A 17,616-nucleotide genomic window follows, 5' to 3' on the forward strand; every position below is an offset into this window, starting at 1 on the left:
CTGCGGCAGGCGCGTCAATCCCAGCGGTTGCGCGCCTTGAAGTACTTGAAGTCGGGGCGGCGGTCGTCCGGCAGGAACACCGCGGCCGCCCGCGCCGGCACCTCCACCCGCGTCTGGCCGCCCATCAGGGGTTCGGCCTTGCCCTCGCCCACGGCGTCCCGCAGGCACAGGCCGCTGTAGAGGTGCGGGTCGGGCAGCAGCAGCGACGCCTTGAACGGCTGGCCCGAGCGGTTCAACACGACGAGGGCCGACTCGCCGGGCTGCCCGGTGTGGCGCAGGAACACCAGGGCATCCGTGCCGTCCAGGCGGTCACCCAGCACGGTCAGCTTCCCCTGCCACAGCGCCGGATGTGCTTGGCGAAGGTCGATCAAGCGGCGGTAGAAGTCGCGCGTGGCCATGTCCCAACGGTCTTCGCGCCATTCCATGGGTCGCCGGCAATCCGGATCCGCGGCCCCCTCCATGCCGTTCTCTTCCCCGTAGTAGATGACCGGAATCCCCGGCAGCGTGAACTGCGCGGTGAGCGCCAACTGACGATCCGTCCAGTCCGGCAGCATGTGCTTGAGCCGCGGGGTGTCGTGGCTTGCCAGCATGTTCCAGGACGACAGCGAACCGGCGTGGCCGCAGCCGACATAGCCGTCCCACAACGCGGCGTTGGACTGCCGCGCGCCCACGTCACCGGACAACCAGCCGAGCACGGCAGCCCGCTGGTAGTAGTTCATCACCCCGGTGAAGCGGTCCTCGCCGATCCAGTCGCCCGGATGGTTCATCAGCTCGCCGAGCAGCTCCGCCCGCGGGTGCAGCGGATGCAAGGTGGCGCGCATGCGCCGCACGAACGGCAGGCCGATGTCCTGGGCGGTGTCGAAGCGCCAGCCCTGGATCCCCATGTCGAGGAAACGCTGCAGCACACTGCCGTCGCGCCGGTAGAGGATGTCCTGCAGTTCCGGCGCGTCCAGCTTGAGTTCCGCCATGTGGCGGTAGCCCCACCAACACAGGTAGCTGGCCGCCTCCAGCTCGGCGGGATCGTCCGTGGTCAGCTCGACGCCGGTGTCGCGGTCGACGAAGGTGAACCAGTCGCGGTACGGGTGCTCGCCGCGGCGCGCGGCGAGGAACCAGGGGTGGCGGTCGCTCACGTGGTTGAGCGCCGCATCGAGCACCACGCCGATGCCCTGGCCCCGCGCGCCCTCGAGCAGCTGGCGGAACACCGCTTCGTCGCCGAACATCGGGTCGATGCGATCGAAGCTCAGCGCGTCGTACTTGTGGTTGGAGGGCGCCTCGAAGAGGGGTGTGAAGTAGAGCGTCGTGGCGCCCAGTTCCGAGAGGTAGGACAGGCGGTCGATCACCCCTTGCAGGTCGCCGCCGTAGAACACGTCGCCCGGGTCGGGCGCGCCCGAGCCCAGCACCGGTTCATCCCACGCCCGGCGCACGGCACGCTGCCGCTGGTAGGGCGCCTGGGCGAGCTTGGATCGGCTGTCGTGCGGTTGGCCGATGGCGAATCGCTCGGGGAAGATCTGGTAGACGATCTGGCGGTGGTAGTGCGTCATGGCTGCGGCGGAAAGTCAGGGGCTGCGGGCGCGGCAAGGGCCGACCCGGGGACGCGTCGAGCCGCGCGGCCCGCATGGCGGCAGGCGGCCCTCGCGCCCCGTCAGGGCGGGCGATCGGAACATCTTCTGAACCGATCCAGATAAGACTGTATCTGAATCTTCAGCCGCTGTGTCACCCGCAAGTGATCACGCTGTCACGCCCCGGACGCGGGGCGATTCGGCAAACGATGTACGCTTGGGGCTTCGTGTTCCACGTTCGCACCGCAAGCCCTTGACTCCCCAACACCTGGCCGTCCTCGACGACGAAAAAGACATCACCCAGTTGCTGGCCGGCTACCTGCAAGGGCACGGCTTCCGGGTGACGCAAGTGCATACGGGGCGCGACCTCCTCCAGCTGATGCTCACCGACCCGCCGGCGCTGGTGCTGCTGGACCTGGGCCTGCCCGGCGAGGACGGTTTCGCCATCGCCCGCCAGCTTCGCGAGCACTGGCGCTGTGGCCTGGTGATCGTCACGGGCCGCGGCGACGCCATCGACAAGGTGGTGGGACTTGAAGTGGGTGCGGACGACTACATGACCAAGCCGTTCGACCTGCGCGAGCTGGTCGCCCGGATCAAGGCGGTGCTTCGCCGCATCGAGCCCGCGGCCGCGCCCCCGGTCGCCATCCCGGTGCCGGCTCCGGCGCCGGCTCCCGTGACGCCACCCGGCGCCGCCCCGGCCGCAGACCGCTGGCGCTTCGCCGGCTGGGTGCTGGACGAAGGCGCCCGCGACCTGCGCGCAGCCGACGGCCACTCGGTGCCCCTCACGACGGGCGAGTTCGACCTGCTCTGCGTGCTGGTCCACCATGCGGGCCGGGTGTTGTCGCGCGACTTCCTGCTGGAGCACACCCGGGGCCGCTCCTCCGGCCCGTTCGACCGCACCATCGACGTCCAGGTCGGCCGGCTGCGCCGCAAGATCGAGGCGGACCCCGATCAACCGCAGCTCATCAAGTCCGTGCGGGGTGCCGGCTACGTGCTGGTCCCGGCGGTGGAGGCCGCATGAACCGACACGTTCCCCCAGCCGACGAGCCCAACCTCTACCGTTCGTTGTTCGCGGCCTATCCGGACGCCCTGCTGCTGGTGGACGGCGACGGCCTGATCCGCCTTAGCAACCCGGCGGCGGACGTGCTCCTGGGCTATGACGCCGGCGAGCTTGTCGGCATGTCCGTCGAGGACCTGGTGCCCGACAGCATCCGGCCGCGGCACGCGGGCTATCGCCATGGGTATGCGAAGACGCCTCGACCGCGCCCCATGGGCACGCAGATGGACCTGTCGGCCAAGCGACGAGACGGCTCGGAGGTGATGGTCGAGATCGCGCTCAGCCCGCTGCAGGGCCTGGGCCTCCCGTACACGGTCGCGGCCATCCGCGGCATCGGCGACTACCCACGGGTCAAGCAGGCACTGCTGCGCGCTCGCTACAGCGAGTCCGTGGCGCGCATCGGCCGCTTGGCGGTCGACACCCGTGATCCGCAGGTGCTGCTGCAGCGCATTCCCGCGGAAGCCGCCGAGGCGCTGCAGGTGGACACCGCGATCCTCTTCGTCCTGGCCCACGACGGCGCGGAGTTCACGGTCGCGGCCGGCGTCGGCTTGCTGCCGGACGAGGCTGTAGGGACCCGGGTCCCGAACCGCCCGGACACCATGCCCGGCTACGCCTTCGCACGGGGCAGCGAGCCCCTGGTCGTCCACGACTATCGCAACGCACCCGGCTTTCCCGTTCCGGCGTCGCACTTCGCCGCCGGGCTCAGCAGCACGCTGGCGGTGCCCTTGTCAGACCGGGGTCGCGATGTCGGCCTGCTGCAAGTGCGCTCCCGCCAGATCCAGCGCTTCGGCGATGACGAGGTCCGCTTTCTGGAGTCGATCTCCAACCTGCTCGCCGCCACACTGCAACGGGTGCTGACCGAAGAATCGCTGCGGCATTCGCAGCGGCTCGAAAGCGTGGGCCAGCTCACCGGCGGGATCGCTCACGACTTCAACAACCTGCTCACGGTCATCCAGGGCAACCTGCAGGTGCTGGAGGAAATGCCCGCCGTGGCCGAGGACGACCACGCCCGCCACTTGGTCGCCGCCGCCACCCGGGCCAGCCGCCGCGGCGCAGACCTCACCGGCAAGTTGCTCGCGTTCTCGCGCCGCCAGGTCCTGAGCCCGAGCCAGGTCGATGTGCAGGCCATGCTGCGGTCCCTTGCCGATATGCTCCGGCGGACCCTGGACCAGCGCATCCGCATCGACGTCGACTGCCCGCCGGACCTGCCGCCATGCCAGGCCGACGCCAGCCAACTCGAGTCGGCCCTGCTCAACATCGCCATCAACGCCCGGGACGCCATGCCGGCCGGCGGCAGGCTGAGCTTCCGTGCCCGTGTCGTCGATGCCCTGCCCACGGTCGTCACCGGGCCGTTCGAGATCGACGACGACGCGCCCCAGGGCTACATCTCGATCGCCATCGGTGACACCGGGGCCGGCATGCCGGACTCGGTCAAGGACCGGGCGTTCGAACCCTTCTTCACCACCAAGGAAGCCGGGCGCGGCACCGGTCTCGGACTGAGCACGGTGTACGGCTTCGTACGCCAGTCCCGCGGTGCCGTCACGCTGGACAGCGAGGCGGGCCTGGGCACCACCGTCACCCTCTTCCTCCCGTTCGACACCGAGGCCGTCGCCGAGCAGGAGGCGCCGATGGTGGCCGACACCATCCCGCAGGGCTTGAGCGTGCTGCTGGTGGAAGATGAGCCGGAGGTGCGCGCGGTCGCGGTGCGCTTCCTGAACGGCTTCGGCTGCAAGGTGACCCCTTGCGCCACCGGGGAGCAGGCCTTGCTGCGGCTCACGCCGGAGGCGGGCTTCGAGCTGCTGCTCTCCGACATTGCCCTCGGCCCCGGCATCCGGGGCACCGAGCTCGCCCGCGAGGCGCAGGTGCGCCAGCCCGAGCTCAAGGTGCTGCTGGTGTCCGGCTTCTCCGAAGAGCTGCTCGACACCAGTGACAGCGCTCCGCCTTCGTGGGAGCTGCTGGCCAAACCGTATTCACGCGAGGAACTGCGCCAGGCGATCGCCCGCGCGCTGAGCCCCGATCCCGCTCACTGAAGCGTTGCGGCGCGCAGGCCGGCGGCGTGGCCGAGGGCCTCGACGTCGGGAATGCGGATGTCGCGGCGGCCGGTGCCGCAGAACTCGATGTAGCCCTCGCGTGCCAGGCGGGACAGGGCACGGCTCACGGTCTCGAGCTTCATGCCCAGGTAGTTGCCGATCTCGGCACGGGTCATGCGCAGGGTGATCTGGTCGGTGCGCAGGCCGCGGTCGGCCAGCGAGCTCGTCCACTGCTGCAGGAATTCGGCGACGCGGGCGTCGGCCGGCAGGGTGCAGATCGACAGCAGTGCGCTGCGATCGCGTGCAATCTCGCGGCTCATGGCCGAGTGCATCAGGCGCATCAGTTCCGGCTGCTGCATCGACACGCGCAGCAGGTCGTCGTAACGGACCGACCAGACTTCGCTCGTGTCCATGGCGATGGCGCCACCGGCGTGACGGCCGGAGGCGATGCCGTCGAAGCCGAGCCAGTCGCCCTTGAACTGCAGGCCGACCACCTGTTCACGGCCGTCGGACGAGCCGTTGACCAGCTTGAAGACGCCGGCGTGCACGATGTGCAGGCACTGGAAGCGGTCGCCCGCTTCGTAGACGCTCTCGCCGGCCTGGAGCACGCGGCGGGTCAGCGGCAGGGAGTCACGCACCAGACGCAGGCCGGCGGCGATGCGATCGGCCGGGCACGCTGCAACCGCGCGCTCCGCAACCGGCATCGTGGCGAAGGGCATGCGCGGGGTCGAAACGGCGGCGGTGGCGAGGTGGCTCATGGTGGACTCCGAAGTTCTGTCGTGGATCAAGCGAATGAGTGAAGGTTAGGCAACACCCGTCAATCGCCGACGAACAGCACGTCGCGTTCGGTAACGTCAAGTGAACCGTCTGTGACAAGGGGCTTTGCGAATGCGCCGTTTGATTCCGGTCAAGGCGTCGTGGCGCCAACGCCCTACGCTGACTCCCCACGCGCATTTGCATTCGCATTCGACATGAACACCACCCTGCTGCACCACGCCAAGAACGCCGCCGACGCCGTGTCGATGGGCGACGTCGTGGCGTTGCTGGGCACGGCCATGGAGCTGCGACGCGCCGCCCTGGCAGGCAGCCCCCAGCGTCCACTGCGTGGCAAGAACATCGCCCTGCTGGCACCGTCCGAGTCGCAACCCGCGGCCATCGCCATGGCAGACGCCGCCCGCGCCCTGGGGGCGACGGTCGTGCATGTGCACCCGGAGAGCCTGCCTGTCGGCGACGCTGCCGCGTTCAATGAAACGGTCGGGCTGCTCGGCCGCCTGTACGACGCCGTCATGGCCGAGGGCCTTCCCCCCGGGCTTGCGCGCCGGGTCGAGGTGGCCGCCGACCGCCCCGTACTGGACCACGTGGCCGACAGCGCCCGGCCGCTTCATGCGCTGGCCGGCGCCATCGGGCACCTGGAAGGCGCGCCCATGCCCATGAGCCCCGTGGAGCACCACGGCTGGTTGCTCCAGGCCGCCCTCGTGAACGCCATGGCCTGAGCGCGACCCGCGCCGCGGTCCGCGGCTCGCGGCTCGCGAGGTGCGGTGACGTCCGGGAGTCCCGGAACCCCCTTGCTCATCCCATCCCCTGCCCGCCTGGCGGCGGTCCGACCGCCGGCGACGCACACCCGGCCTTGCCGTCTTGCCGCGTCCGTTCCCCGGACGTGACGTTCGCCGGCGGATGTGCGCCCCCCGGGTCGGCTTCACGCGGCGGGCGAACCCTTTCCCGATGCTTCTACCGGGGTGGAGGGGGCGGGATCTCACTCGCGCACGCGAGGCAACAGGGCGAGGTCACCACGCCGGCCTTGCGGCACCGGTCAGACCGGCGGAGGCCGATCAGCAGAACGCCGCGACCCGCTGCCACAGGCCGTGGCCCAGCGCCCAACCGGCTGCCCCGACCAGCACCACGCCGGCCAGGCGCACCGCCCACGTGGTGTCGATGCGGCCCAGGACGCGGTGTGCGCCCCACAAACCGGCCGATGACACAAGGGCGAACACCGCCATCGTGAGCGCGCCCATGGCGGCGGAGGATGCCTGGGTGGAGGTGACCAGGGCCGATTGCAACAGGCCGCAGGGCCAGGCGACCCAGGCCGCGCCCGCGGCACCGGCGCGCACCGGACCGGCCATCGGGCGCCAGCCCTCGGCGGCCAGCGGTGCGGGCAGCGCGGGCCCGCGTCCGGCGCTCATCCACCGCGGCTGACGCCCGGTGACAAGCAGCCACAGCCCGAGCGCCAGGGCAGCTGCCTGTGCGAGCGTCCACAGCGGCCGCAAGGCCGGACTCAGGGCACTCCATTCGCGCAGCAGGCCGACGCTCGACGCCGCCACGGCACCCCCCGCGGCGTAGGCCAGCACGCGCCCGCCATGGAAGGACCATGCGGCGCGCGCGGCGCGGGCCCCGCCGCAACGGCCGATCACCGAGGCGCTCAGCCCGCCGCACATCGCGGCGCAGTGAGCCACTCCGGCCAGGCCCATCAGGGCCGCGCCGGTCACGAGGACCAGGTCGACGGCGGCCATGGTGTCAGAAGCGGTCGCCCTGCCGCTCCAGGTGGCGCAGGCCGCCCGTGAGCAGGACTGTCAGCGCACTGGCCGTCGACGTGCAGAGCCAGCACAGGACGAAGGTGACCGTGTACACCGCCTCGCGGGGCCAGTCCATCGGCGGGCCGCCGAACCAGTGCAGGTCGGAGGGGTCGACCACCGCGAACAGCAGCATCTCGAACACCCCGGCCATCAGGAACGCCGGCCACAGGATCTGCACGGCGAGGCGGATCATTGAACCCCCGTGGCGGCGTGGTTCCTCGCCTTCAAGGCGGGAGCCGCCCCACCGGTGCTGGTGGACGCCCGGGGGGCTTCCATCACCAGCAGGTCGGCGCCGCTCACCGCCAGCTTGAGCATGGCGAATCCGGCGACGACGGACACCAGCGGCAGGCCCACCATCAACCAGACGATGGGGTAACGCCACCACGGTTGGCTCGGATGCGGTTCGGTCTTCGGGGTCATGGCAGGTTCCTCAACGGTTCAGCGCGGCACCACGAAGGTGGACTTCTCGAGAACGACGGCCGCCTTGTCGTCCCCTGCATCCCGGACGCGCTCGATGCGGAAGCGTACCGGATGGGCGCCCGGGCCGGCCTGCATGGCGGCGGCATAGGGCACCTGCACGCTCACCGGGAGCCACTGCGCCTGGGCGGAGTCAAGCTGGAACTCGGGCTGCGAGCTGATCATGGCGCCATCCATGCCTTCCACGCTCACCCGGTAGCGCTGCGCACGCTCGGTCGTGTTCATCACCTGCAGGCGGTACACGTTCTCGATGTTGCCGTCGCCCACCAGCCGTGCGAGTGATCCGCGGTCACGGACCACGTCCACCTTGAACGGGCTGCGCATGACCATGCTCGCCACGAATGCGATCGCGATCAACAGCAGCACCCCACCGTAGATCAGCACGCGCGGCCTGAAGACACGGCGCAGGATCGCGTTGCGACTCCACCGGTTGGCCAGGCCGTTCTGGGTGGCGAAGCGGATGAGCCCGCGCGGGTAGTTCATCTTGTCCATCACGCCGTCGCACACGTCCACACAGGCGGCACAGCTGATGCACTCGTACTGCAGTCCCTCCCGGATGTCGATGCCCACGGGGCAGACCTGCACGCACAGCCCGCAGTCCACGCAATCGCCGAGGCCCAGGGCCTTCGGGTCCGCCTTGCGGGGACGGGACCCGCGGGCCTCGCCGCGCTGCGGATCGTAGGAGACGATCATCGTGTCGCGGTCGAACATGGCGCTCTGGAACCGCGCATACGGGCACATGTACATGCACACCTGCTCGCGCAGGTAGCCGGCGTTGCCGTAGGTCGCGAAGCCGTAGAAGAGCACCCAGAACCACTCCCACGGGCCGAGCCCGAGCGTCATCACCTCGGCCATCAGCACCCGCACCGGGGTGAAGTAGCCGACGAAGGTGATGCCGGTCCACAGGCCGATGGCGATCCACGCCGCCTGCTTGCCCGTCTTGCGCCACAGCTTGTTGAACGACCAGGGCGCTGCGTCGAGCCGCATGCGGGCGACCCGGTCGCCTTCGAAGCGCCGTTCGACCCACATGAAGATCTCGGTGTAGACCGTCTGCGGGCAGGTGAAGCCGCACCACAGGCGGCCGGCCACCGCCGTGAAGAGGAAGAGCCCGTAGGCGCTGAGCACCAACAGGCCGGTCAGGTAGATGAAGTCCTGCGGGTGCAGGACGAGGCCGAAGATGTAGAAGCGACGCGAGGCCAGGTCGAAGAGCACCGCCGGGCGATCGTTCCAGGTGAGCCAGGGCAGCCCGTAGAACACGAGCTGCGTCAACCACACCATCACCCAGCGCCAGCGGGCGAAGCGCCCGCTCACCGAGCGGGGGTGAATCTTCTCCTGCTTCTCGTACAGCCAGACCGTCCGCGGTTCGCTGTCCTTCTCAGGAACAATCGGAATGACGCGCGAGCCGGTCGGTTTCATGTCACTTCCCGCTCGCCGCCGAGCTGTTCGACAAGCTCCACACGTAGGCGCTCAGCACCTTGATCTGCTCGTCGGTGAGGCGGCTCTCGTGCGCCGGCATGACGTTCGTCTTGCCTTGGTTGATCATGGTGACGATGGCCTGCTCGCCCCAGCCGTGCAGCCAGACCTTGTCGGTGAGGTTCGGGGCGCCGAGCGCGGGGTTGCCCTTGCCGCCGGCACCGTGGCAGCCTGCGCAGACACCGAACTTGTCCTTGCCATTCATCGCCTTGGTCCAGTCATGCGGGCTGCCCGACAGGCTCAGCACGTAGTTGGCCAGGTTGGCCACGTCCGTGCCCGAGCCCACCGCGGCACCGATGGCCGGCATGGCACCCTGGCGACCCTTGCGGATGGTTTCCTCGATCGTTTCCGGCGAACCGCCGTAGAGCCAGTCCGCATCGGTCAGGTTGGGGAAGCCCTTGGAGCCGCGGGCGTCCGAGCCATGGCAGGCGGCGCAGTTGTTCAGGAACAGGCGCTGGCCGATGCCCATGGCGGCGGCGTTGCTGGCCACCACGTTCGCCGGCTGGCCGGCGAAGGGCGCGTACTGGGCCGCCATGTCGCGGCGGGCCTTGGCCTGTTCTTCCTGGTACTCGCGCTCGCTCGTCCAGCCCAGCTGGCCGCCGTGGCTGCCGAGGCCCGGGTAAAGCGCCAGGTAGGCCGCACCACCGAACACCGTGACCACGAACAGCACCATCCACCAACGCGGCAGCGGGTTGTTGAGTTCGATGATGTCGTCGTCCCAGACGTGACCGGTGCTGTTGTCATCGCCCATCACCTTGCGGCGGCTGGCGACGAGGAGGAGCCACAGGCACCAGACCATCGACAGCGCCGTGACGCCGCCGACGAACCAGGACCATCCACTGTTGACGAAGTCGCTCATGACCGCTCTTCCATTTCACCCGCGAGAAACGGGATCTGACCGCATTCTTCAAGTTCGTCGCGGCGGCTGCGAGTCCAAACCCAGGCGACGATGCCGGCAAAACACAGGAACGACAGCACGGTCACCGCGCTCCTCAGGTCGTTGACGTCAATCATGTCCAGTCCTATTTGAGAGCGGTGCCCAGCACCTGCAGGTAGGCGACGACGGCATCGAGCTCCGTCTTGTCGCGCACGGCATCGCCAGCGGTGGCGATCTCGGCATCGGTGTACGGCACACCCACGCGGCGCAGGGCCGTCATCTTGGGCGCGAGGTCGGCCGGGTCGAGCTTCGCGCTCTCGAGCCACGGATAGGCCGGCATGTTGGACTCGGGCACCAGGTCACGCGGGTTGATCAGGTGCAGGCGATGCCAGTCATCGCTGTACTTGCCACCGACGCGATGCAGGTCGGGACCCGTGCGCTTGCTGCCCCACTGGAACGGATGGTCGTAGACGAACTCCCCCGCGGTGGAGAAGTGGCCGTAGCGCAGCGTCTCCGCACGGAAGGGCCGGATCATCTGCGAGTGGCAGTTGTAGCAGCCTTCGCGCAGGTAGACGTCGCGACCGGCCAGCTGAAGCGGCGTGTAGGGCTTGACGCCCGGAGCCGCCTCGGTGGTCGAGCGCTGGAAGAAGAGCGGCACGATTTCAACGATGCCGCCGACCGAGACCACCAACACGATGAGGATGATCATCAGCAGGTTGTTGGTCTCGATCTTCTCGTGGGAGAAGCCAGAGTCTTTGTGGGTTGAAGCCATGATTCGATTCCGGAAAGGGGCTTGGCGTCAGGCAGCGGCCGCGGCGGCGCCGACGGGCACTCGGGCCACCACAGGGCGGCGGGCCGTCATCCACACGTTCCAGGCCATGATCAGCATGCCGCCGAGGTACAGCAGGCCGCCGCAGAGGCGGATCACATAGAACGGGAAGGTCGCCTTGACGCTCTCGACGAAGGTGTAGACCAACGTGCCGTCCGGGTTCACCGCGCGCCACATCAGGCCCTGCATCACGCCGGCAATCCACATCGCCGCGATGTACAGCACGATGCCGATGGTCGACACCCAGAAGTGCAGCTCGATGGCCGGCACGCTGTGCATGCGGGTCTTGCCGTACATGCGCGGGATCAGGTGGTACAGCGAACCCATGGAGATGAGGCCCACCCATCCCAGGGCGCCGGCGTGCACGTGGCCCACCGTCCAGTCGGTGTAGTGGCTGAGCGCGTTGACCGTCTTGATGGACATCATCGGGCCCTCGAACGTCGCCATGCCGTAGAACGACAGCGCCACGATCAGGAACTTCAGGATCGGGTCGTCACGCAGCTTGTGCCATGCACCGCTCAACGTCATCATGCCGTTGATCATCCCGCCCCAGCTCGGGGCCAGCAGGATCAGCGAGAACACCATGCCCACGCTCTGCGCCCAGTCGGGCAGCGCGGTGTAGTGAAGGTGGTGCGGACCCGCCCACATGTAGGTGAAGATCAGCGCCCAGAAGTGCACGATCGAGAGGCGGTAGGAATACACCGGCCGCTCGGCCTGCTTGGGGATGAAGTAGTACATCATCCCGAGGAAGCCGGCCGTGAGGAAGAAGCCGACGGCATTGTGGCCGTACCACCACTGCACCATGGCGTCCTGCACGCCGGCGTAGGCGGAGTAGCTCTTGGTGAAGCTGACGGGGATGGCGGCCGAGTTCACGATGTGCAGCAGCGCGACGGCGAGGATGAAGCCGCCGAAGAACCAGTTCGCCACATAGATGTGGCGCACCTTGCGCATGCCGATGGTGCCGAAGAAGACGATGGCGTAGGACACCCACACGGCTGCGATCAGCAGGTCGATCGGCCACTCGAGTTCGGCGTACTCCTTGCCCTGGGTGTAGCCCATGGGCAGCGAGATGGCCGCGGCCACGATGACGAGCTGCCAGCCCCAGAAGGTGAAGTCAGCGAGCCAGCCGCCCCACAGTGGCGCCTGGCACGTGCGCTGCACGACGTAGTAGCTGGTCGAGAACAGGGCGCAGCCGCCGAAGGCGAAGATCACCGCATTGGTGTGCAGCGGGCGCAGCCGCCCGTAGCTCAGCCACGAGGTGTCGAGGTTGAGGGCCGGCCAGGTGAGCTGCGCGGCGATCAGGACCCCGACGAGCATGCCCACCACACCCCACAGCACGGCTGCGAGGGCGAAGTTGCGCACGACCCGGTCGTTGTAGGTCGGCATGGGGCCGGCCGCAATCGCTTGTTTCATGAACGAATGTCCTTATTTCGCGTAATGTCTTATTGTCGAAAACCCGGGGGAGAACCAGGTTGACCGAGATCAAACCCCGTGCTTTCCCGCTCGGACTGTTCGAGATCCAGCGCACGCCTTCCCTCGCGTTCGAGGTCTTCGAACTGACCGCCTTCCAGCGCCCAGGCGAACAAGCCGATGAGCGCGAGGACGAGCAACACCGACACCGGCAGGAGGAGGTAGAGGCTTTCCATCGCTCGGTTCCTTTCAGCGAGCCAGGCGCAAGGCGTTCAGCACGACCGCCAGCGAACTGAGCGCCATGCCGGCGCCCGCGGCCCAGGGCGGCAACATGCCGGCCAGCGCCAGCGGCACGCAGGCCGCGTTGTAGAGAGCGGCCCAGGCCAGGTTCTGGCGCATCACCCGCACCATGCGGCGGGACAGGGCCCGCGCCGCCGGCACCTCGCCCACCCGGCTGCCGAGCACGATGAAATCGGCCCGCTGCTGCGCGATGGCGCTGCCATGGGCGAGCGCGAAGGAGACATCGGCGCGCGCCAGCACCGGCCCGTCGTTGAGACCGTCGCCCACCATCAGCACGCGGTGCCCCGCGGCTTGAAGCCGGGAAATCTCGGCCAGCTTGTCGTCGGGGGTCGCGCCACCGCGCACATCGTCGATGCCGATGCGTTCGGCCACGCGCAGGGCGCTCGCTTGCGCGTCACCCGACAGCATGCGCACCGCGAGTCCCTGACCGCGCAAGGCGGCCATGGCCGACGCCGCGTCGTCCCGCAGCACCTCGTCGAACGCGAAGCGCACATGCTCGTGCATGGGCCCGTCGACCGGGGCGCAGGCCACCTGCGGGCGGTTGTCCAGGGCTGCCACGCCCACCCAGTCCGGTGCGCCAAGGCGCCACCGGCGCCCGTCGGCGTCGACCGCTTCCAGCCCTCGGCCGGCCACCTCGTGGACGTCCGACCACGCAAGCGTGGCGGGCGACAGGGCGCCCGCCAATGACCGTGACAGCGGGTGCCGCGACAGCGCCGCCAGCGAGGCCGCCCGGTCCAGCAATGCGCCGGCCTCCGCCCCGGGGGACGGCACGACCTCGGCCAACGTCAGCTTGTCTCGGGTGAGCGTGCCGGTCTTGTCCAGGCAGGCGGTATCCGTGGAGGCGAGCACCTCGAGCGCCTCCAGCCGCTGCACGAGCACACCACGGCGAGCCAGCGCACCGGCCGCGGCCAGCCAGGCGGCGGGCGCCGCCAGGGACAGCGCGCACGGGCAGGTGACGATCAGCACCGCCACCGCCACGGAGACGGCACGCGCCGGATCCACCGCGCTCCAGGCCGCCGCCGCAGCGGCCGCCAGGAGCAGCACCGCCAGCAGGAAGGGGCCGGCGACCCGATCGGCGAGCCGCAGCGTGGCCGGGCGCTCGGTCAGGGCGCGTTCCAGCAAGCGCACGATCTGGCCGTGGCGGGTGTCCTCGCCGAGCCGGTCCAGGCGCACGACCACGGGCGACGCCACGTTGGCGCTGCCGCCCATCACCGCATCGCCCTGCAGGCGGTCGACCGGACGGGATTCGCCGGTCAGCAGCGCCTCGTCGACCAGGGTGTGACCTTCGAGCACCACGCCGTCGCCGGGGAACGCCTGGCCAGCGGCCACCCGCACGCGGTCACCGACCTGCAGACGGGCCACCGGCACCAGCGTCGACCCACCCGCTTCGTCCAGGCGCTCGACACTGTCAGGCAGGCGATGCAACAGGGATTCGATGGCGTCGATGGTGCGGTCGCGGGCGCGCTGCTCCAGCCAGCGGCCTCCCAGCAGGAACGCCACGAACATGGTGAAGGAGTCGAGGTAGAGCTCCGAGCCGAACGGACCGGCCGGATCCAGCGTCGCTGCCGTACCGGCCACGAACGTGATCGCCATGCCGAGCGCCACCGGCACGTCCATGCCGATGCGCCCGGCGCGCAGCGAGCGCCACGCACCGCTGAAGAAGGGGCCCGCCGAGAACAGCATCACCGGCAGGCTGAGCACCCAGGCGCTCCAGCGCAGCAGCGTGAGCTGATCGGGCGGAATCTCGCCCGGCGCCGCCAGGTACATCGGCGTCGTCAGCATCATCACCTGCATCATGCAGAAGCCGGCCACGAAGAGCCGCCACAGGGACTGGCGCCCCTCGCGCCGGCGCGCGAGCCGGGCGTCCTCGTGCTGGGCGGGCCGTGCGTCGTAGCCGGCGCGGCGCAGGGCCTCGACCAGGTCCGCCGCCCCGACGCGGGCCGGATCCCAGCGCACGCGGGCTCGCCGGCTGGCCGCGTGCACATCCGCCTGCGCCACCCCCGGCAGGCGGCGCAGGGTCGACTCGATGATGGAGGCGCAGGCAGCGCAGTGCATGCCATGGACGGCGAACACCGAATCCGCCTCGCGGCGGCCATCGGGCAACTCGATCCAGCGGGTGTGCCCCGCCAGCGCCACCTCGTCGTCGAGCGCGGCGCGTTCGCCGGGCTGCAACCCGGGCAGCAGGACGGCGTCGCTCAACACGCCAGTTCCGCCTGGACCAGTTGGCGCAGCGCCCCCGGATCGGCCAGGCGCACATCGCGTTGGTGAACCTCGATCCAGTTGCGCCCCTGCAAGGCCGAGAAGGCCCGGCTCACCGTTTCGAGCGTGAGGCCGAGGAAGCTGCCGATCTCGGCGCGCGTCATGCGCAGCACGAGCGAGGAGCCGGAGAAGCCGCGCGCCTGCAGACGCTCGGCCAGGTCCATCAGAAAGGCCGCGACGCGCGTCTCGGCGCGCATGCGCCCCGGCAGGCGGACGGCCAGGTCGCGGGCGATCTCGCGCCCGAGCAGACGGTGGAACTGGCGCTGCAGCGAAGGCAGCGTGCGCAGCAGTTCCATCAGCTGGCTGTACGGGATGACGCACACCTGGGAGTCTTCGAGCGCCAGTGCATCACCGACATGCCGGTCATCGCCCAGCCCTTCCAGGCCGATCAGGTCGCCGGCCATGCGAAAGCCGGTCACCAGCTCGTGGCCGTCGGGGCCCAGGGTGCGTGTCTTGAAGAAGCCCGTGCGCACCGCGAACACCGACTGAAACGTGTCGCCGTGGTGGAACAGGGCCTGCCCCCGCGGCACCGACTGGCGGTTGGCCACCATCAGGTCGGCGTGCTCCAGCTCGTCCACGGTCAGGCCCAGTGGCAAGCAGAGGTCACGCAGGCTGCAGGTCGAGCACACCGCGGCGCTGGTGCTGGGTTCGGGGGAGATGATCGGGATCATGGACAGCTTTGACGCGAAAGGGGTAACGTGATTGTTCGGGCCCGCCCCGGCCGGGACCTTGCGCCAGATCAAAACGGCGACAGCGCCGTCAGTCCACAGTGCACACATGTCTGCTGCACTGCCCCTGCCCGCCCGGCTCGATACACAAGGGCCCCGTTACACCTCCTACCCCACCGCGGACCGCTTCGGCGACGGCTTCGGGCAAACCGACCTGCTGCGCGCCTTGCACGAGCGCAAGCCGGCGCCCCTGTCGGTGTACGTGCACATCCCGTTCTGCGAATCGGTGTGCTACTACTGCGCCTGCAACAAGGTGATCACGAAGCACCACGAGCGGGCCACGCCCTACCTCGACGCGCTCGGCACCGAGATCGGCCTGTACCACAAGGCCCTCGGCGGACGCCAGCCGGTCACGCAGATGCACTTCGGCGGCGGCACCCCGACCTTCCTGTCCGATGAAGAGCTGACCCGCCTGATGGGCATGCTCGCGGAAGCCTTCGACTACACCGACGACGCCGAAGTCTCGATCGAGGTGGATCCGCGCACGGCCGACCCGGGCCGGCTGGCCCACCTGCGCCGGCTCGGCTTCAACCGGCTGAGCTTCGGTGTGCAGGACTTCGACCCGGACGTGCAGCAGGCCGTGCACCGCGTGCAGTCGTACGAATCGGTCGAGGCCCTCATCGTCAGCGCCCGCGAACTCGGTTTCGTTTCGACCAACGTCGACCTGATCTATGGCCTGCCCAAGCAGACGGCGGAGTCGTTTGCCCGCACCATCGCCCAGGTGTCCGCGCTGCGCCCCGACCGGATCGCCCTCTACGCCTACGCGCACCTGCCCGAGCGCTTCAAGCCGCAGCGGCGCATCAATGCCGACGAACTGCCCGATGCCGCGTCCCGCCTGCAGATGCTGCGCTCGGCCATCGAGTCGTTCGGCGAGCAAGGCTACGACGCCATCGGCATGGACCACTTCGCCCTGAGCACCGACAGCCTGGCCGTCGCCAAGCGCGAAGGCCGGCTGCACCGCAACTTCCAGGGCTACAGCACCCGCCCGGACTGCGACCTGGTGGGCCTCGGCGTCTCCGCCATCGGCCGCATCGGCCCCACCTATTCCCAGAATGCCAAGACCCTGGCCGAGTACCACGAGGCGGTGGACCGCGCCGAACTGCCGGTCATCAAGGGGCTGTGGCTGGATGCCGACGACCTGATGCGGCGCGACGCCATCATGGCGCTCATGTGCCGTGGCCGGCTGGAGCACGCAGAGATCGAACGGGCGCATGGCGTGGTGTTTGCCGAACGCTTCGCCGCCGAACTCACCCAGATGCAAGCCTTCGTCGACATGGGCCTCGTGACGCTCGAGCCGCGAGCCATCCAGGTCAGTCCCGACGGCTGGAACTTCGTTCGTGCCGTCGCCATGGTCTTCGACAAGTACGTCAGGGCGCCGGGATCGACGGCCCGCTTCTCGCGCATCGCCTGAACCGACCTCTTTCGCGGCCTCAGAGGCCCCGGCGGCGCACCAGCGCCCCGGGGCCTTTGCGCATGCACCGTTCGGGCGCGCCAAACCCATGACGTCCTGATGACATTCTTTCTAGTTGTTATTTAGGATCAACGAGTGCTAAGCTGTGCGCTCCACTTCAAGGAGTCCGCCATGCCCCAACTCGATCCTTACCTCACCTTCGACGGCAACTGTTCGGAAGCCATGCGCTTCTATGCAGACGCGCTGGGCGGCAAGGTGCTCTCCGAGATGAAGTTCGGGGACACGCCCGGGTGCGAGGACATGGGCATCGGCCCTGAGTTCGCTGGGCAGACCATGCACATCTGCATCGAGCTCGACGGCCGCATGCTGATGGGCTCGGACAGTGCCGGTCAACCGTTCGCCGGCCGACGCGGCATCTCGCTCGCGCTCACCTACCCGACGGTCGATGAGGCCCGCCGCAGCTTCGACACGCTGGGCGCCGGAGGCAAAGTGGTGATGCCGATGGACAAGACCTTCTGGGCGGAGGCCTTCGGCATGGTTGAAGACCGCTTCGGCACCTCGTGGCTCATCAACGGTGCACCCATCGCCGACGGCGTGCCGACCGGCACCGAGACCGGCTGCGCCACCCCCGCCTGA

General features: G+C 69.2%; 18 protein-coding genes. 5 read left to right on the top strand and 13 right to left on the bottom strand.

Annotation, left to right across the window (positions count from 1 at the left end; genetic code table 11):
* Positions 1 to 14: 14 nt before the first annotated feature.
* A complete protein-coding gene (locus ACSQ2F_RS17050) occupies positions 15 to 1,541 on the bottom strand; it encodes an alpha-amylase family glycosyl hydrolase (RefSeq protein WP_436024949.1) in 1,527 nt (508 codons plus the stop codon).
* A 271-nt stretch (positions 1,542 to 1,812) separates the two neighbouring features.
* Between ACSQ2F_RS17050 and ACSQ2F_RS17055 the strand changes: the two genes are divergently transcribed.
* Both ACSQ2F_RS17055 and ACSQ2F_RS17060 read left to right on the top strand, forming a co-directional pair.
* Positions 1,813 to 2,580: a winged helix-turn-helix domain-containing protein gene (locus tag ACSQ2F_RS17055; protein WP_436024951.1), complete on the top strand. Its 768-nt coding sequence runs from the start codon at positions 1,813 to 1,815 to the stop codon at positions 2,578 to 2,580.
* On the top strand, positions 2,577 to 4,646 hold the full coding sequence (locus ACSQ2F_RS17060) for a PAS domain S-box protein (RefSeq protein WP_436024953.1): 2,070 nt from the start codon (positions 2,577 to 2,579) through the stop codon (positions 4,644 to 4,646). The genes ACSQ2F_RS17055 and ACSQ2F_RS17060 overlap by 4 nt, the downstream gene beginning before the upstream one ends.
* Here ACSQ2F_RS17060 and ACSQ2F_RS17065 read toward each other — a convergent pair.
* Positions 4,640 to 5,404, bottom strand: a complete 765-nt coding sequence (locus ACSQ2F_RS17065; protein ID WP_436024955.1) for a Crp/Fnr family transcriptional regulator — start codon at positions 5,402 to 5,404, stop codon at positions 4,640 to 4,642. The genes ACSQ2F_RS17060 and ACSQ2F_RS17065 overlap by 7 nt on opposite strands.
* A 213-nt stretch (positions 5,405 to 5,617) precedes the next feature.
* On the opposite strand from ACSQ2F_RS17065, the gene ACSQ2F_RS17070 reads away from it, so the two are divergent.
* On the top strand, positions 5,618 to 6,139 hold the full coding sequence (locus ACSQ2F_RS17070; protein WP_436024957.1) for a hypothetical protein: 522 nt from the start codon (positions 5,618 to 5,620) through the stop codon (positions 6,137 to 6,139).
* Positions 6,140 to 6,475: 336 nt separating this feature from the next.
* Here the strand turns inward: ACSQ2F_RS17070 and ACSQ2F_RS17075 are convergent, their stop codons facing one another.
* From ACSQ2F_RS17075 to ACSQ2F_RS17125, 11 genes are read right to left on the bottom strand one after another with little or no spacing between them, the layout of a single operon-like run.
* Positions 6,476 to 7,153, bottom strand: coding sequence for an urease accessory protein UreH domain-containing protein (locus ACSQ2F_RS17075; protein ID WP_436024959.1), 678 nt, complete (start codon positions 7,151 to 7,153; stop codon positions 6,476 to 6,478).
* A 4-nt stretch (positions 7,154 to 7,157) separates the two neighbouring features.
* Complete coding sequence (locus tag ACSQ2F_RS17080; protein WP_436024961.1) at positions 7,158 to 7,409, bottom strand: hypothetical protein; 252 nt, start codon at positions 7,407 to 7,409, stop codon at positions 7,158 to 7,160.
* Complete coding sequence (locus ACSQ2F_RS17085; RefSeq protein ID WP_436024963.1) at positions 7,406 to 7,636, bottom strand: hypothetical protein; 231 nt, start codon at positions 7,634 to 7,636, stop codon at positions 7,406 to 7,408. Before ACSQ2F_RS17085 ends, ACSQ2F_RS17080 begins: the two co-directional genes overlap by 4 nt.
* Before the next feature lie 18 nt (positions 7,637 to 7,654).
* Complete coding sequence (ccoG, locus tag ACSQ2F_RS17090) at positions 7,655 to 9,109, bottom strand: cytochrome c oxidase accessory protein CcoG (RefSeq protein WP_436024965.1); 1,455 nt, start codon at positions 9,107 to 9,109, stop codon at positions 7,655 to 7,657.
* 1 nt (position 9,110) lies between these two features.
* Positions 9,111 to 10,025, bottom strand: a complete 915-nt coding sequence (gene ccoP, locus ACSQ2F_RS17095) for a cytochrome-c oxidase, cbb3-type subunit III (RefSeq protein WP_436024967.1) — start codon at positions 10,023 to 10,025, stop codon at positions 9,111 to 9,113.
* Positions 10,022 to 10,180, bottom strand: a complete 159-nt coding sequence (locus ACSQ2F_RS17100) for a cbb3-type cytochrome oxidase subunit 3 (RefSeq protein WP_436024969.1) — start codon at positions 10,178 to 10,180, stop codon at positions 10,022 to 10,024. Before ACSQ2F_RS17100 ends, ccoP begins: the two co-directional genes overlap by 4 nt.
* Positions 10,181 to 10,188: 8 nt before the next feature.
* Complete coding sequence (gene ccoO, locus ACSQ2F_RS17105; protein WP_436024971.1) at positions 10,189 to 10,815, bottom strand: cytochrome-c oxidase, cbb3-type subunit II; 627 nt, start codon at positions 10,813 to 10,815, stop codon at positions 10,189 to 10,191.
* 27 nt (positions 10,816 to 10,842) lie between these two features.
* A complete protein-coding gene (gene ccoN, locus ACSQ2F_RS17110) occupies positions 10,843 to 12,285 on the bottom strand; it encodes a cytochrome-c oxidase, cbb3-type subunit I (RefSeq protein WP_436024973.1) in 1,443 nt (480 codons plus the stop codon).
* Positions 12,286 to 12,314: 29 nt separating this feature from the next.
* Positions 12,315 to 12,518 (bottom strand): cbb3-type cytochrome oxidase assembly protein CcoS, encoded by a 204-nt coding sequence (ccoS, locus tag ACSQ2F_RS17115; RefSeq protein ID WP_436024975.1) that lies wholly within the window; start codon positions 12,516 to 12,518, stop codon positions 12,315 to 12,317.
* A 13-nt stretch (positions 12,519 to 12,531) separates the two neighbouring features.
* Complete coding sequence (locus ACSQ2F_RS17120; RefSeq protein ID WP_436024977.1) at positions 12,532 to 14,784, bottom strand: heavy metal translocating P-type ATPase; 2,253 nt, start codon at positions 14,782 to 14,784, stop codon at positions 12,532 to 12,534.
* Positions 14,778 to 15,512: a helix-turn-helix domain-containing protein gene (locus ACSQ2F_RS17125; protein WP_436024979.1), complete on the bottom strand. Its 735-nt coding sequence runs from the start codon at positions 15,510 to 15,512 to the stop codon at positions 14,778 to 14,780. The genes ACSQ2F_RS17120 and ACSQ2F_RS17125 overlap by 7 nt, the downstream gene beginning before the upstream one ends.
* Positions 15,513 to 15,618: 106 nt before the next feature.
* On the opposite strand from ACSQ2F_RS17125, the gene hemN reads away from it, so the two are divergent.
* Positions 15,619 to 16,980: an oxygen-independent coproporphyrinogen III oxidase gene (gene hemN / locus ACSQ2F_RS17130; RefSeq protein ID WP_436024981.1), complete on the top strand. Its 1,362-nt coding sequence runs from the start codon at positions 15,619 to 15,621 to the stop codon at positions 16,978 to 16,980.
* A 171-nt stretch (positions 16,981 to 17,151) separates the two neighbouring features.
* Positions 17,152 to 17,616, top strand: coding sequence for a VOC family protein (locus tag ACSQ2F_RS17135; RefSeq protein ID WP_436024983.1), 465 nt, complete (start codon positions 17,152 to 17,154; stop codon positions 17,614 to 17,616).

It is taken from the genome of Rhizobacter sp. LjRoot28, from assembly GCF_964253025.1.
Lineage (GTDB): Bacteria > Pseudomonadota > Gammaproteobacteria > Burkholderiales > Burkholderiaceae_C > Rhizobacter.

What these genes read in the sequence shown, in the direction of transcription:
- ACSQ2F_RS17080 (WP_436024961.1), bottom strand. Translation starts at nt 7,409, where the DNA reads ATGATCCGCCTCGCCGTGCAGATCCTGTGGCCGGCGTTCCTGATGGCC.
- ACSQ2F_RS17075 (WP_436024959.1), bottom strand. Translation starts at nt 7,153, where the DNA reads ATGGCCGCCGTCGACCTGGTCCTCGTGACCGGCGCGGCCCTGATGGGC.
- ACSQ2F_RS17085 (WP_436024963.1), bottom strand. Translation starts at nt 7,636, where the DNA reads ATGACCCCGAAGACCGAACCGCATCCGAGCCAACCGTGGTGGCGTTAC.
- ACSQ2F_RS17100 (WP_436024969.1), bottom strand. Translation starts at nt 10,180, where the DNA reads ATGATTGACGTCAACGACCTGAGGAGCGCGGTGACCGTGCTGTCGTTC.
- ACSQ2F_RS17070 (WP_436024957.1), top strand. Translation starts at nt 5,618, where the DNA reads ATGAACACCACCCTGCTGCACCACGCCAAGAACGCCGCCGACGCCGTG.
- ccoO (WP_436024971.1), bottom strand. Translation starts at nt 10,815, where the DNA reads ATGGCTTCAACCCACAAAGACTCTGGCTTCTCCCACGAGAAGATCGAG.
- ACSQ2F_RS17125 (WP_436024979.1), bottom strand. Translation starts at nt 15,512, where the DNA reads ATGATCCCGATCATCTCCCCCGAACCCAGCACCAGCGCCGCGGTGTGC.
- ACSQ2F_RS17060 (WP_436024953.1), top strand. Translation starts at nt 2,577, where the DNA reads ATGAACCGACACGTTCCCCCAGCCGACGAGCCCAACCTCTACCGTTCG.
- ACSQ2F_RS17065 (WP_436024955.1), bottom strand. Translation starts at nt 5,404, where the DNA reads ATGAGCCACCTCGCCACCGCCGCCGTTTCGACCCCGCGCATGCCCTTC.
- ccoS (WP_436024975.1), bottom strand. Translation starts at nt 12,518, where the DNA reads ATGGAAAGCCTCTACCTCCTCCTGCCGGTGTCGGTGTTGCTCGTCCTC.
- ccoP (WP_436024967.1), bottom strand. Translation starts at nt 10,025, where the DNA reads ATGAGCGACTTCGTCAACAGTGGATGGTCCTGGTTCGTCGGCGGCGTC.
- hemN (WP_436024981.1), top strand. Translation starts at nt 15,619, where the DNA reads ATGTCTGCTGCACTGCCCCTGCCCGCCCGGCTCGATACACAAGGGCCC.
- ccoG (WP_436024965.1), bottom strand. Translation starts at nt 9,109, where the DNA reads ATGAAACCGACCGGCTCGCGCGTCATTCCGATTGTTCCTGAGAAGGAC.
- ccoN (WP_436024973.1), bottom strand. Translation starts at nt 12,285, where the DNA reads ATGAAACAAGCGATTGCGGCCGGCCCCATGCCGACCTACAACGACCGG.
- ACSQ2F_RS17050 (WP_436024949.1), bottom strand. Translation starts at nt 1,541, where the DNA reads ATGACGCACTACCACCGCCAGATCGTCTACCAGATCTTCCCCGAGCGA.
- ACSQ2F_RS17135 (WP_436024983.1), top strand. Translation starts at nt 17,152, where the DNA reads ATGCCCCAACTCGATCCTTACCTCACCTTCGACGGCAACTGTTCGGAA.